Source organism: Bradyrhizobium sp. AZCC 1578 (assembly GCF_036924675.1).
Classification (GTDB): domain Bacteria; phylum Pseudomonadota; class Alphaproteobacteria; order Rhizobiales; family Xanthobacteraceae; genus Bradyrhizobium.
Map to the genome: position 1 here is coordinate 7,314,182 of NZ_JAZHRZ010000001.1, position 12,436 is coordinate 7,326,617.

At 62.1% G+C, this 12,436-nt stretch carries 13 protein-coding genes; 5 read left to right on the forward strand and 8 right to left on the reverse strand.

Going from position 1 to position 12,436, the window contains the following annotated elements:
• Window positions 1–41 precede the first annotated feature (41 nt).
• The 3 genes from V1290_RS34840 to V1290_RS34850 all read left to right on the forward strand — a co-directional run bounded on the left by V1290_RS34840 (window position 42) and on the right by V1290_RS34850 (window position 3,501).
• On the forward strand, window positions 42–194 hold the full coding sequence (locus tag V1290_RS34840; RefSeq protein WP_334368557.1) for a hypothetical protein: 153 nt from the start codon (window positions 42–44) through the stop codon (window positions 192–194).
• A 253-nt stretch (window positions 195–447) separates the two neighbouring features.
• On the forward strand, window positions 448–2,757 hold the full coding sequence (locus tag V1290_RS34845) for an NADP-dependent malic enzyme (protein ID WP_334368559.1): 2,310 nt from the start codon (window positions 448–450) through the stop codon (window positions 2,755–2,757).
• A 291-nt stretch (window positions 2,758–3,048) separates the two neighbouring features.
• Window positions 3,049–3,501 carry a DoxX family protein gene (locus tag V1290_RS34850; protein WP_334368560.1) on the forward strand — a complete coding sequence of 151 codons (453 nt, stop codon included), beginning with the start codon at window positions 3,049–3,051 and terminating at the stop codon, window positions 3,499–3,501.
• 7 nt (window positions 3,502–3,508) lie between these two features.
• Here the strand turns inward: V1290_RS34850 and V1290_RS34855 are convergent, their stop codons facing one another.
• The 7 genes from V1290_RS34855 to V1290_RS34885 all read right to left on the reverse strand — a co-directional run bounded on the left by V1290_RS34855 (window position 3,509) and on the right by V1290_RS34885 (window position 10,613).
• Window positions 3,509–4,924, reverse strand: coding sequence for a TRAP transporter large permease (locus V1290_RS34855; protein WP_334368561.1), 1,416 nt, complete (start codon window positions 4,922–4,924; stop codon window positions 3,509–3,511).
• Window positions 4,921–5,514 carry a TRAP transporter small permease subunit gene (locus tag V1290_RS34860; protein ID WP_334368562.1) on the reverse strand — a complete coding sequence of 198 codons (594 nt, stop codon included), beginning with the start codon at window positions 5,512–5,514 and terminating at the stop codon, window positions 4,921–4,923. Before V1290_RS34860 ends, V1290_RS34855 begins: the two co-directional genes overlap by 4 nt.
• A gap of 70 nt (window positions 5,515–5,584) precedes the next feature.
• Window positions 5,585–6,706: a TRAP transporter substrate-binding protein gene (locus V1290_RS34865; protein ID WP_334368563.1), complete on the reverse strand. Its 1,122-nt coding sequence runs from the start codon at window positions 6,704–6,706 to the stop codon at window positions 5,585–5,587.
• Window positions 6,707–6,839: 133 nt separating this feature from the next.
• Window positions 6,840–7,349 (reverse strand): dihydrofolate reductase, encoded by a 510-nt coding sequence (locus tag V1290_RS34870; protein WP_334369270.1) that lies wholly within the window; start codon window positions 7,347–7,349, stop codon window positions 6,840–6,842.
• A 68-nt stretch (window positions 7,350–7,417) separates the two neighbouring features.
• A complete protein-coding gene (locus tag V1290_RS34875) occupies window positions 7,418–8,365 on the reverse strand; it encodes a polysaccharide deacetylase family protein (RefSeq protein WP_334368564.1) in 948 nt (315 codons plus the stop codon).
• Window positions 8,366–8,516: 151 nt separating this feature from the next.
• Window positions 8,517–9,089, reverse strand: coding sequence for a glutathione peroxidase (locus V1290_RS34880; RefSeq protein WP_334368565.1), 573 nt, complete (start codon window positions 9,087–9,089; stop codon window positions 8,517–8,519).
• Window positions 9,090–9,161: 72 nt separating this feature from the next.
• Complete coding sequence (locus tag V1290_RS34885) at window positions 9,162–10,613, reverse strand: L,D-transpeptidase (protein WP_334368566.1); 1,452 nt, start codon at window positions 10,611–10,613, stop codon at window positions 9,162–9,164.
• Window positions 10,614–10,957: 344 nt separating this feature from the next.
• Here V1290_RS34885 and V1290_RS34890 point away from each other — a divergent pair, with 344 nt between their 5' ends.
• On the forward strand, window positions 10,958–11,506 hold the full coding sequence (locus V1290_RS34890) for a CreA family protein (protein WP_334368567.1): 549 nt from the start codon (window positions 10,958–10,960) through the stop codon (window positions 11,504–11,506).
• A gap of 50 nt (window positions 11,507–11,556) precedes the next feature.
• Here the strand turns inward: V1290_RS34890 and V1290_RS34895 are convergent, their stop codons facing one another.
• Window positions 11,557–11,886 carry a hypothetical protein gene (locus V1290_RS34895; protein ID WP_334368568.1) on the reverse strand — a complete coding sequence of 110 codons (330 nt, stop codon included), beginning with the start codon at window positions 11,884–11,886 and terminating at the stop codon, window positions 11,557–11,559.
• A gap of 383 nt (window positions 11,887–12,269) precedes the next feature.
• On the opposite strand from V1290_RS34895, the gene V1290_RS34900 reads away from it, so the two are divergent.
• A complete protein-coding gene (locus V1290_RS34900) occupies window positions 12,270–12,419 on the forward strand; it encodes a hypothetical protein (protein ID WP_334368569.1) in 150 nt (49 codons plus the stop codon).
• The last annotated feature ends 17 nt before the right edge of the window (window positions 12,420–12,436 follow it).

A 12,436-nucleotide genomic window follows, 5' to 3' on the forward strand; every position in this document is an offset into this window, starting at 1 on the left:
ATTCGGAGCGTGCGGCTCTTCAGGTCGAACGATACCTGGCCGTGACTGGCCTTGCCGCCGCTGGCTCTGATCTGCTCGAACGCAGCCTCGACCTCGCCCTTGATTCGATGCTGGGTTTAGTACTCGAAGCCGAAGAAGCCTCCCACCGCGATCACGACCGCGGCGACCAGACCCAGCAATATCTTTACCATTAGTTGTGCTCCGGACGCCGACGTTGCAGGAGGCAAATTTGCCATATTGTCGGCCAGGGGGATGGGGTAGGGAGACGAATATGCTACCGAATTTGCCGCGCTTCGTCGATGAGCCCCTGTTGACGGCAGCGTTCTCCGATGTTGCATCCAAGTGGTCGCCCGTGCTTCACATCCCCCTCATTTTGCCGGAAAACTGACCCTGATCTGGAAGTATCAATAAGAGCAAGAGTTCGGGACCGGAAACGCGGGAGCCTACATGTCGTCCTATTCTGAAGATCTGCGTTCTGCGGCGCTGGCTTATCACCAGTTGCCGCGGCCCGGTAAACTCGAGATCCAGGCGACCAAGCCGCTTGCCAACCAGCGCGACCTCGCGCTGGCCTATTCGCCGGGCGTGGCGGCGGCCTGCACCGAAATCGCCAACAATCCGGCCGAAGCGGCGTCGCTGACCTCCCGCGCCAATCTGGTCGCCGTGGTCTCCAACGGTACCGCGGTGTTGGGGCTCGGCAACATCGGTCCCTTGGCATCCAAGCCCGTGATGGAAGGCAAGGCGGTCCTGTTCAAGAAATTCGCCGGGATCGATGTGTTCGACATCGAGATTGCCGCCGATACCATCGAGCGCGTGGTCGAGACGGTCGCGGCGCTGGAGCCGACTTTCGGCGGCATCAATCTCGAGGACATCAAGGGACCGGAATGTTTTGAGATCGAGGCGCAGCTCAAGGAGCGCATGAAGATCCCGGTGTTCCACGACGACCAGCACGGCACGGCCATCATTGTGGGAGCCGCCATCGTCAACGGGTTGTTGTTGAACGGCAAGAAATTGCCCGATGTGAAGATCGTCTGCTCCGGCGCCGGCGCCGCGGCGATCGCGTGCCTCAATCTGTTGGTGTCGATGGGCGCACAGCGCAAGAACATCTGGGTCTGCGACATCGACGGCGTCGTGCATGAGGGGCGCAACACACTGATGGACCGCTGGAAGGCGGTCTATGCGCAAAAAACGAGTGCGCGGGTGCTGGCGGACGTGATCGGCGGCGCGGATATTTTCTTAGGTTTGTCCGCGCCCAACGTGTTGACATCAGACATGGTCAAGTCGATGGCGGACCAGCCGCTTGTGATGGCGCTGGCCAATCCGACCCCGGAGATCATGCCGGACGAAGCCCGGAAGGCGCGCCCCGACGCGATGATCTGCACCGGGCGTTCCGACTTCCCGAACCAGGTGAACAACGTCCTCTGCTTTCCGTTCATCTTCCGCGGGGCACTCGACGTCGGCGCCACCGGAATCAACGAGGAAATGAAACATGCCGCCGTCGACGCCATCGCGCAGCTCGCGCGCGATCCGCCGTCGGATGCGGTGGCGCAGGGCTTTGACAGCGGCGAGACGCAAGGTTTTGGGCCGGGCTCGCTGATCCCGAGCCCGTTCGATCCGCGGCTGATCCTGCGCATCGCGCCGGCAGTGGCGCGAGCCGCGATGGAATCCGGCGTGGCGACGCGTCCGATCACGAATTTCGAGGAATATACCGCGCTCTTGGAACGCTTCGCCTTCCGCTCCGGTCTCGTCATGAAGCCGGTGTTCGCCAAGGCCAAGACCCAGCCGGTTCGCGTGATCTATGCCGAGGGCGAGGACCAGCGCGTGCTGCGCGCGACGCAGGTCGTGCTGGAAGAAAATCTGGCGCGACCGATCCTGGTGGGGCGGCCTTCCGTGGTCGAAGCCAGGATCAAGCGGTTCGGCCTCTCGATCAAGGCCGGGCAGGATTTTGACCTCGTCAACCCGGAAGACGATCCGCGCTACCGCTCCTACGTGCAGACCTATATCGACGTGGCTGGCAGGCGCGGCGTCACGCCCGAAGCTGCGCGCACGGTGGTTCGCACCAACAACACCGTGATTGCCGCGCTGGCAGTGGTGCGCGGCGAGGCTGACGCCATGATCTGCGGCGTCGAAGGCCGCTATATGAGCCATCTGCGCCATGTTCGCGAGATCATCGGCTTCCTGCCCGGCGTCAGCGATTTCGCGGCGCTGGCGATGATGATCACCAGCAAGGGGTCCTATTTCATTGCCGATACCCAGGTGCGTCCGAATCCGAGCGCCGAGGAGCTAGCGGAGGTGGCGTCGCTGGCGGCAACCCACGTCCAGCGGTTCAACATGAAGCCACGCGTCGCCTTCGTGTCACATTCCGACTTCGGCAGCTATGATACGGAATCCTCGCGCAAGATGCGCCGTGCCACCACGCTGTTGAAGGAAAAGCATCCGGAGCTCGAGGCCGATGGCGAGATGCAGGGCGATACCGCGCTCTCGGCTGCCGCGCGAAAACTCGTGCTGCCGCATTCCAACCTGGAAGGCGATGCCAACATCCTGATCATGCCGAACCTCGACACCGCCAACGTCGCCTACCAGATGATCAAGACGCTGGCGGATGCGCTTCCCGTTGGTCCGATCCTGATCGGCCCGGCCCGCCCGGCGCACATCCTCACCCCGGGGGTGACGGCGCGCGGCATCCTCAACATGACGGCGGTCGCCGCCGTCGAAGCCCAAGAGCGCGCTGGCCGCCAGCAGCCAACCTTGTTCGGGTAGAGCCCGGTTCAGATTGAATCAAAATCGGGATTTAGCCTTTTGTTCTGACGCGCTTTCTTCGCGTGAACCGAAGCCGGCTCTGGACCAAGTCCGGGGGCCGGCTTTTGCGCAAAGCCACGATGATCAAGAAAGCGCCTTGGTTCTGCTTCTATAGGAATGTCTGGTTGAGGGCACCGCGCAGGCTGCTGCGCGGATGGCTTCGATTTGAGCGTTTGAAAAGCGGAGACGAAACGCCCATAATCGTTTCGCGCCGCCTGCTATCTTTGCATGCCATTCAGTGAGGCCGATCCCATGCCAGCGTTAGTTACCTTCGGGCGAGTCCTGTTCGCCGTGCTCTTCATGTACACGGGAGCGACCAAGCTTTTCGCGATACAGCAGACGGCAGACTTCATCGCATCCAAGGTAACGATTCCGGCGCTGCTTGCGCCCTATACCTCGCAGCTCGAAACCATGGCGGGCATGCCGATGCCGCAATTGCTGGCGGTCGGCGTCGGCGGTTTTGAGATCCTCGCCGGCCTGATGATCGCGGTCAATTTCGCCGCGCGCTTCTTCGCGATCCTCCTGATCTTCTTCGTGCTCGCCACGACCTTCTATTTCCACGATTTCTGGAATCAGCCGGCGCCCGAAAATGCCAAGACGTTGATCGAGGCTCTGAAGAACCTGTCGATCATCGGCGCGCTGTTCATGATCGCGGGCTACGGCAAGGGTCCGCGGCCGAACGAGCCGGCCTACGGGGACATCTAAACCGCGGTCAGAAATTCCGGACCACAACGCGTGAACCGTCCAGCAGCGTCGCGCTCGGTGGCGGCGCGACGTGTTCGATCTGCGCGGTGCGTGCTGCTATCCTGCGCGCCTGCAGCCATTGCGGGAACCACATCGCGATTGCCGGGAAGATCAGCACCAGGGCCACGCAAGCGACCTGCAGCACCATGAAGTCGGCCATGCCGCGGTAGATCAGCCGCAGGTTCCATTCCTTGACCACCTGCTTGAGATAATAGGCCGACATGGCAACGGGGGGAGAGAGGAACGCCGTCTGCAACACGACCGCGACGATGCAGCCGAACCAGACCATGTCGTAGCCGAGGCCCTTGGCCACCGGCGCGAGCATCGGCATGAAGATGAAGACGATAGCCGGCCATTCGAACGGCCAGCCGAGCAGGAATATCAGGGTCAGGAGCAGGGACATCGTGCCCCAAGGCGGCAGCGGCGAAGCGAGCAGGGCGTTGGTCATCCAGGTCGCCGTACCGAGCCATGCGAAGACGGCGCCGAATACGTTGGAGGCGACGGCAAGCAACAGCACCATGCTGGTCGTCGCCAGCGTGGCATAGCAGGCATCCAGCAGCCCGCGCCATGTGAACCGGCCGTAGGCAATGACGAGGAGGATCGCCCCCAGCGCGCCGAACGCCGCTGCTTCCGCGGCGGTCGTGATACCGGCGAGGATGGCGCCGAGGGTCAGGATCGTCAGGATGGTCACCGGCACCAGACCGACCAGGCACTCCCATAGCACGATCCGCACCGAATCGGGCCGCTCCTCGACCGGCACCGGCGGGCCGAGCTTCGGATTGAAGTAACAGCGGATCAAGGTATAGGCGATGAACATCGCGGACAGCAGGAAGCCGGGACCGAACGCCGCCGCATAGAGATCGATGATCGAGATATCGAGTACGGGCGCCATCACAACCAGCATCACCGACGGCGGGATCAAGATGCCGAGCGTGCCGCCGGCGGCAATGGAGCCGGCCGACATGCGCACATCGTAGCCCGCGCGGATCATCATCGGCCCAGCCATGATGCCGAGCAGCGCGACGGTTGCGCCGACAGTCCCCGCGGCGATCCCGAACAGCGTCGCCGTGAGAATGACGACCACGTAGAGCGCGCCATTGAGCGGCGCAAACAGGTCGCGGAACGCTTTGAACAGCCGTTCCATCAGTCCGGCCTGGTCGCAGACGAACCCCATCAGGATGAACATCGGCACCGCAACGAGTTCGTCCTGCTTCATCAGGCCGATGGTCTGCAGGTAGGCGAGGTTGAAGACGCGCTCGCCCATGCCGACGTAGCCGAACGACAGCGCCAGGAACAGCAGCGTGAAGCTGATCGGCAAGCCGATGAAGATCGCCCCCAGCATCACCACGAGCATGACAATTCCGAGGAGTTCGAGTCCCGTCATATTTCGATCTTTTCCTTGTGCTCGAACTCGCGCCCGAACTGGACCTGGTACCAGCACTTCAGGACCTCGGACACGCCCTGGATCATGAGAAGAAGGGCCGCCAGCGGGATCGTGGCCCGGAAGGGCCACATGATCGCGCGCCACACGCTTTCCTGCGACCGTTCGCCAGTGTCATAGGAGTGCAAGGCATCGTCATAGCTGATCAGCATGAACGTGATCATGGCCGGATAGAAAAACAACAGATAAGAGATCAGGTCGACGATGCCCTTCTTCCGCTCCGAGTAATTCTCCCAATAGATGTCGGTACGAACATGCGCGCCCTTCAGCAGCGCGTATCCCGATCCGAGCATGAAGGCCGCGCCGTTGACCATGAAGCTGGATTCGTAGACCCAAACGGTTGGCGCGCCGAACCCGTAGCGCATGACGACCTCGTAGGAGATCGTCACCACCAGAAACAACATCGACATGGCGATGAGTTTGCCGGTCACGTCGGTGAAGCGGTCAATCGCCCGTATGATCGAGTAAAAAGCATGCGGGAATTCGCCGCCCGGATTGCTGGCGACCGAAGCACTGCTGGGGTCCGCGGACATGATCGCTCCTCTTCAGGCAATGCTGGCGTCCGGCGGTTCGGACGCCAGCAGCTCCGCTACTACGGAGAGATCACTTCTTGGTCAGGTAGATCTTGCTCTTCCAGTAGTACTCGCCGGCGAAATTGTACGGCGGGAACCACGACAGCTTGAACGGCACGATCTGTTCGGCATAGGCCTTCTGGCTATCGATGACCTTCCTGTAGAAGGGGTTCTTTGCCGCGTGCTCCGCCTGGATCTTCTCCCACTCGTCGAGGAAGTTCTTCAAGACATCGTCGGGCGTGCGATGCATCTGAACGCCCGCCTTGATCAGGTCCTGGCAAGCATGCGCCGTCTCGCGATTGAAGGCGAAGTTACGTTGCGTCGTGGCATAGACGCTCGCCACCTTGATGATCTCCTGCAGGTCAGGCGTGAGCTTTTTCCAGACGTCACCGTTGATCATCAACTGGCCGCCGGTGACGGGCTCGTGCATGCCCGGCGTGTAGTAGTGCTTGGCCACCTGATGCAGGCCGAGCTTCTTGTCTTCCTCGCAGTTGATCCACTCGGCGCCCTCGATCACGCCGCGCTCCATGGCGGGCACGATTTCGCCGCCGGGAATGGTGACGACCGACACGCCGAGCCTGCCGTAGGTTTCCGCACCGATGCCGTAGATCCGGTACTTCAGGCCCTTGAGATCGCTGAGGCTGTTGATCTCCTTCTTGAACCAGCCCATTCCCTGCGGGTAATCGGTCGGGATCGGGAAGCCGACGACGTTGAGCTTGAGGACGTCGCGATAGAACTCGTCGAGCAGCTTCATGCCGCCGCCGTCATAGTACCAGGCCCAGTAGTCCGAGCCGTCCATACCGAACAGCGGACCATGCGACATCGGTATCGTCGCGGTGTTGCGGCCGAGGATGTAGCCGAACGGCCCCATGCCTACATCGAGAACGTTCTTGGACGTGGCGTCGAATACCTCGAACGGCGGCACGATCGCTCCCGCCGGCAGCGTCTCGATCTTGAGGCGTCCGGCCGTCATCTTTTCGACGGTCTCGGCCCAAAGCTTGAAGATGAGATGGAAGTTCGAGGATGCGGGGTGGGTCGATTGACCCTTCAGCACTAGCGGCTTTTCGGTGGTTTGGGCCTGAACCGGCCCGGTCAAAGCAGTGACGAACCCAAGAGTCACCGCTGCAAGCATGGTTGAAGCGCGCCTCAACATGTCGTGGTCCTCCCGATGATGACGTGTGTTTTTCTTTTTTCTTTTCAGGTTGGAACCGCGCCCGCGCGCTGTCAAGCGATCTCTGGCCACGGGTTGGCTTGCGGCGAGATTGATTGGACGAAAGGATGACGCCCTATGCGCCGCGCCGCCACGGCGTGACGGTCACCTCGTGCGCTGCATCGAGCATCTGCGGCCCGCCGGCGCGCAGTCCGTGCGCGGCGAGGATTTCCTGCGGCGAACGGGCGGGGACGCCGGGGAAGCAGGGTTCGCCACCGGGTAGCCGGACATGCGGCGCTTGCGAGAGCCAGAACACGTCGTAGCGGTCCATGAACATGCCGAACACGCCGGGGCCGCCGATCACCGCGACGGTGCCGGTATCCACGCCTGCATGATGGTAGGCAGCTTCGAACGAAGCGCCCGCGGGATTCCACAGCGTAGCTTTCGGATTGGACGGGTCGGGCGCGATGGCATCGACTTTGCGCGTCAGGATGACCCGCTTGCGCCGCGGCGAGTTCGGCTGGTCCTCATAGGAATTGCGGCCGTGCAGGATCAGGTCGGCGCGGTCGAGGGCGGCGGTAAAAAACGCCTTGTCGCCCTCGAACTTCAATTCGTCCGGCATGACGTTGCGCGCGTCCGCCAGCATGCCGTCCGCGGAAACTATGACATAGCCTTCGATGCGCAGCGCCGGCACGGGCCCGCGTCGCGCCGCTACTATTCCGAGATCGTCTGGACGACGCTGGAAACCGGGCGCGAGCTCACGGTCGGCAGCTTCAGATCCTTGACGATGTCCTCGTCATACTGCGCGATGGTCTGCACCGGCGTCTTGGCGCGCATCGCCACCACCTTGTAACCGCCAGCCTTCAGCTTCTTCAGTAGCTCGGGCAGGGCTTCGGCGGTGTGCTTCTGGAAGTCGTGCATCAGGATGATGCCTTTGCCGTTTTTCTCGACCTTGCGCATCACGGTGTCGATGATCGTCTGCGCCTTGCTCGCCTTGAAGTCGAAGGAATCGAGGTCGCAGGAGAAGATCCCAATGTTGCGTTCGCCAAGATAGGTGACCATCTCCGGCGGGTGCTGCAGCGCGGGGAAGCGGAAGAACGGCGCTGGCGCCTTGCCGCCGAGTGCCCATTTCACGGCGCTGAAGCCTTTTTCGATTTCGTCCTTGCGCTGCTGCTCGTTCAGCTTCTTGTTGACGAGGGCGGCATGCGACCAGGTGTGCGATCCGATCGAATGGCCGGCCGCCATCACCTGCCTGAGGATTTCGGGATAGTAGGTGGCGTGCTTGCCGATCGGGAAGAAGATGCCGGTGGTGCATTCCTCCGCGAGCGTCTTCAGGACCGCAGGCGTATTCACCGGCCACGGGCCGTCGTCGAAGGTCAGCACCACTTCCTTGTCGCGAAGGAAGTCGAGCTCCTTGAAATGCTCGAAGCCGAAGCCGGGACCGCCGGTCGTGTCGATCTCGACCGTGCGGCCGATGCCGAGCGCGTTCGGATTGTTGCAAGGCGGACGGGTCGAGACGGGCGCTGGTGGCGGAGCGGGAACTGGTGCTGCCGCTCCCTGAGGCGCGGCCACGCCTTTGGCGGGTGGAACCTGCGACCACGCCGCGCTTGATGCCAACAGCGAAACCGCGCCTGCAAAGATCACCCCCGCCCCAATACGCATCCTGTTTTCCCCAAATTAGAATCCCGCACCCGGTCGGTGGCGCCGCCGTCGTCCGGTCTGTCTCCATCCCCCGACGCACAGTAGCCTAGTTGGAGCACGCGCGCCAATGCAACCGTTGCGACGCAGCGGATTTGTCCCCGAGCCGGTTAATTCAGGAAGCGGCCAATGCCCGAGCGATCGCAGTTTTGACCCGTGTATCTACGGGTTCGATGGATTCCGGAAAGACATCGGCGATATAGCCGTCGCGGCCGATCAGGTATTTGTGGAAGTTCCATCGTGGAACATCCTTCGGTCGCGCCTCTGCCGCCCACCTGTAGAATGGATGCGCGTTCGGTCCCTTGACGACGGCCTTCGCGGCGATCGGAAACGTGACATGGTGGTTCTGCGCCGTCGCAGTGATTTCGGTCGCGCCGCCCGGCTCCTGGCCGCCGAAATCATTGGAGGGAACGCCGACGATCATCAGGCCGCGGCCACCGAACTCGGTCCACAATTCCTGCAGGCCGCCATATTGCGGGGTGAAGCCGCAGAGCGAAGCGGTGTTGACGATCAGGATCGGCCGGCCGGCAAATTCGGAAAGTCTGATGTCGCCGCCGGCCAATCCCGGAAACGAAAACGCGTAAGCCGTGATTCGACTCATGGCGGCCTGCGCCAGAGATTTCCTGCTCGAGGCCATGCCTGCGATCGCGACTAGCGCCGCGGTCATCACGCTCCTGCGGTCCATCATGAAAAGCCTCGGGCTGCGGTTTAGCGACCGAAGCATAGCGCGATGCGCGGGCCTCCGCCCCTCAACAAGCCGTTATGGCTGGACCATGCGCAGCGGGACGATGAAGTCGGTGCCTTCGCCGGTTTCGCCGCCCGTGTTGATGCCGTGATCGGACACCACGATCGAGCTGCCGGTGGTCAGCATCTCGGCGATCCGCGCAATCGCCTCGGGAGCGACGGCGATGCGGTCCAGCGCCTCGGCCGGACTGTTCGCCGCCAGCAGCAGCTTTGCCTCGGCGGGCGCTGCGCCGGGCATCCTGCCGCGCCGCGCAGCAGGGTCGGTGTTATCGATCCGCGCAGCGTTGCGGGCCGCGACCGGCAGCGAGACCACCGACCAGCGCAACAGGTTGGGATCGTTCTTGTCAGCCGCGACGGTGAACACATGGGTGCCAAGCGGCCGGTCGCTCGGCGCAATCGTCACCGGCAAATCGAACTGCGGCTTGAAGCTCTCGCGGACGTACAGCTTGGAATCTTTGCGGCTGACAAACACCGCGATCTGGCCCGGACGCCTGGGCGGTTCGGCCCTGGGACCCTTGTCCGCGCCGGGCAGACGCGCGGTATCCTTCTTGACCTCAGGCGCAACAACCGACGCAGCCGGTGTATCAGCGATCGCCTTCGTGGGCTCACCGGCTGCCGAGATAGCTGGTTCGGATTTCGGCGCGTCCGCCTTTGCCTCCGCGCTCGATGTATCACTGACAGGCGTTGCGTCGGACATGGTCACGACGGCGCTCGTCGGCAGAGCGCTGCCGGCATCCGCCGTGTGGGTCTGTTCGCGCAGCGGCGCCGCGTGGCCGACGGTCGATCGGAGTTCGAGGCTTGGCTCCGCATGGCCTGCGTCCGCGCCCTTGTCGCCCTTCACCGCGGGCGCATCTGTCGTGGGATCGTCGGCGATGAGCGGCTGCGGGACGACTTTCTGCGCCACCAGCAACGGGTGCGAGAAACTGGCAGGCGTGATCTGGCCGGGCGTGATGATGACGCGCGCACCCATCCGGGTCCAGTTCCACATCTTTATGGCAAAGGCCGTTGGCATGCGAATGCAGCCATGCGACGCCGGATAGCCCGGCAGCACGCCGGCATGCAGCGCAATCCCCGACCAGGTGATGCGCTGCATGTAAGGCATCGGCGCGCCGCTGTAGATGTTGGAGCGGTGCATCTTGTGCTTCTGGATGACGCTGAATACGCCCATTGGGGTCGAATGACCCTTCATGCCCGTCGACACCGGGCTTTCGGCAAACAACCCGTTGGCGTCGTAGACGCGGACCTTCTGCTGCTCGATCGAGACCGCGATAATCAACGGCCCCTGCGGTTTGGCGTTGGTCTCCTTGATGACCGCCTCGGTCTTTGCTGACGGTCGCCGTACCTTCGGTTTGCGCGGCTGCATCGGCGGCAAGGGCCGGTAATAGCCCGGATCGGAATCCTGCCAGTAGAACAGGGCCGCGGCGTCGGCTTGGGGAGCGGCGACGACGATGCCTGCCGCGGTCAACATCGCAATCTGCCAAAATCGCTGCTTCGAAATCGTCGCGCCCGCAGTACTCGCACTGAAAAACCGATGCCCGCTCACGCGCATAATCCTCAAATCCGGGTACTCGAATCCACTGTCTTGCCTATTCGTTTGTTGTCGCAAAGGCGAAAAGCGTTCACCAGCGTAAGCCTTCTAATTCCAGCGCTTTTCGCCCCGATCGTAGCAAAAAAGCCTCACATTCCGTTAAACCGCGCCTGCTTGATCAGACGCCATCCATAAGGCGGTACTGCGGCCTTCAAATCCGCTGCGGCCTTCCTGTTCCACTTTCTGGCACTACATAGGCGGCGAGCCCTTCAGCGGAGATATCAATGACATCCAAGGCCATCGTTAAGTGCGACAGGAAGTGGAGAAGCGTGGCCTTGGTGGTGTTGGCGCTGACATTGTGGCACGCGGGCCCGGCGTCGGCCGCCGATGAGCCCGACCTGATCTTTCGCCGCTCGACCGTATTCAAGTGGCTGAGCCCCAACGATAAGCTTGCGACCTACGCGGTCGACGACCCCGAGGTCGAGGGGGTGGCCTGTCACTTCACGGTGCCGGAAAAGGGCGGCTTCAAGGGCTGGCTTGGCCTTGCCGAGGAAGTCTCGGATATCTCGCTGGCGTGCCGCCAGATCGGCCCCATCAAGTTCAAGCACAGCCTGGAGCAGGGCGACGATATGTTCCGCCAGCGCCGCTCGCTGTTCTTTAAGAAGATGCAGATCGTTCGCGGCTGCGACGCCAAACGCAATGTACTGGTCTACATGGTCTATTCGGACAAGCTGATCGAAGGTTCACCCAAAAACTCCACCTCCTCAGTGCCGATCATGCCCTGGGGTGCCACTGAGGCCGCGGTTCAGAAATGCGGTGAATTCATCCAGTAAGTCCGATACCGCCCGGATCCGAGATCGGATCCGGGATGAGGGTATCAAGCTTACCGCTTGAGCGGATTGGAATATTGGCGGGCCTCCAGGCCGGGCCCGACCTTGCGGTCGCGGCAGCCGACCAGATGCACGAATTTCTGCGGCGCAGAGACATTGCCGCGAAATTCGCCGCCTTGTTGTGACATCGCGCCACAAAGGCTCACAGGATGCTCTGAGGCTTTTCCGTGGCGCTCTGTCTTCGAGGAAGGATTGATCCGCTGTTCGGAGCCGTTACTTCCAGACCAATTTTCACTTCCAGACCAATTTTCACTTCCAGACAAATTTTCACCCACCGGCTGGCCGGGTTTGCGGGTCGGGGGTGCACTGTTGCCATTGCCCACGACTACTGTCCTTTGTTGAGGAAGGCTCACAACGCACAGGCACGCGGAAGGTTGCGTGGCATTCGCTGAGTCGGACGAATCGAAGCTTCGGTTCATCCGATCTGCCAGCGAGCGAGGCGGTTCTCGTCCATTGGACGGAGGCCAAAGTGGCCGCAATGGCCAGCTTGCGGAGTTCCGCCTGAGCATCTCAAATACGAGCGTCCCGGCTGAATTCATTGGATTTTTCCCGCTATTGTTTCGTCCGACAGGGCCGACGAAACAATTCTCCTGCGCGACGAAACCATTTTTCGTTTTTGGCGCAGATGTCTGGAAACAGCCGAGACTTATTAGGTGGCCAACGAGACGGCAGGCACCGCCAGCCACTGATAACCGGAGACAGTCAGATGCGGACCATCAGCTTCATCCTCGCCTTGGTCTTCATCCTGGCTGGTCCCTCGATGGCTGGTTCTTCGGATCAAGGCCTGCCGGGGATTGGCACCTTCGCCTATAACGGTTCGCCGGTTGCGGCTCCGATGGTCGTGGCGGCCAACTGAGCGTAGCGGATCCTTTG

What these genes read in the sequence shown, in the direction of transcription:
- V1290_RS34880 (WP_334368565.1), bottom strand. Translation starts at nt 9,089, where the DNA reads ATGATGGACCGCAGGAGCGTGATGACCGCGGCGCTAGTCGCGATCGCA.
- V1290_RS34870 (WP_334369270.1), bottom strand. Translation starts at nt 7,349, where the DNA reads ATGCTGGCGGACGCGCGCAACGTCATGCCGGACGAATTGAAGTTCGAG.
- V1290_RS34855 (WP_334368561.1), bottom strand. Translation starts at nt 4,924, where the DNA reads ATGACGGGACTCGAACTCCTCGGAATTGTCATGCTCGTGGTGATGCTG.
- V1290_RS34850 (WP_334368560.1), top strand. Translation starts at nt 3,049, where the DNA reads ATGCCAGCGTTAGTTACCTTCGGGCGAGTCCTGTTCGCCGTGCTCTTC.
- V1290_RS34865 (WP_334368563.1), bottom strand. Translation starts at nt 6,706, where the DNA reads ATGTTGAGGCGCGCTTCAACCATGCTTGCAGCGGTGACTCTTGGGTTC.
- V1290_RS34860 (WP_334368562.1), bottom strand. Translation starts at nt 5,514, where the DNA reads ATGTCCGCGGACCCCAGCAGTGCTTCGGTCGCCAGCAATCCGGGCGGC.
- V1290_RS34900 (WP_334368569.1), top strand. Translation starts at nt 12,270, where the DNA reads ATGCGGACCATCAGCTTCATCCTCGCCTTGGTCTTCATCCTGGCTGGT.
- V1290_RS34885 (WP_334368566.1), bottom strand. Translation starts at nt 10,613, where the DNA reads ATGTTGACCGCGGCAGGCATCGTCGTCGCCGCTCCCCAAGCCGACGCC.
- V1290_RS34845 (WP_334368559.1), top strand. Translation starts at nt 448, where the DNA reads ATGTCGTCCTATTCTGAAGATCTGCGTTCTGCGGCGCTGGCTTATCAC.
- V1290_RS34890 (WP_334368567.1), top strand. Translation starts at nt 10,958, where the DNA reads ATGACATCCAAGGCCATCGTTAAGTGCGACAGGAAGTGGAGAAGCGTG.
- V1290_RS34875 (WP_334368564.1), bottom strand. Translation starts at nt 8,365, where the DNA reads ATGCGTATTGGGGCGGGGGTGATCTTTGCAGGCGCGGTTTCGCTGTTG.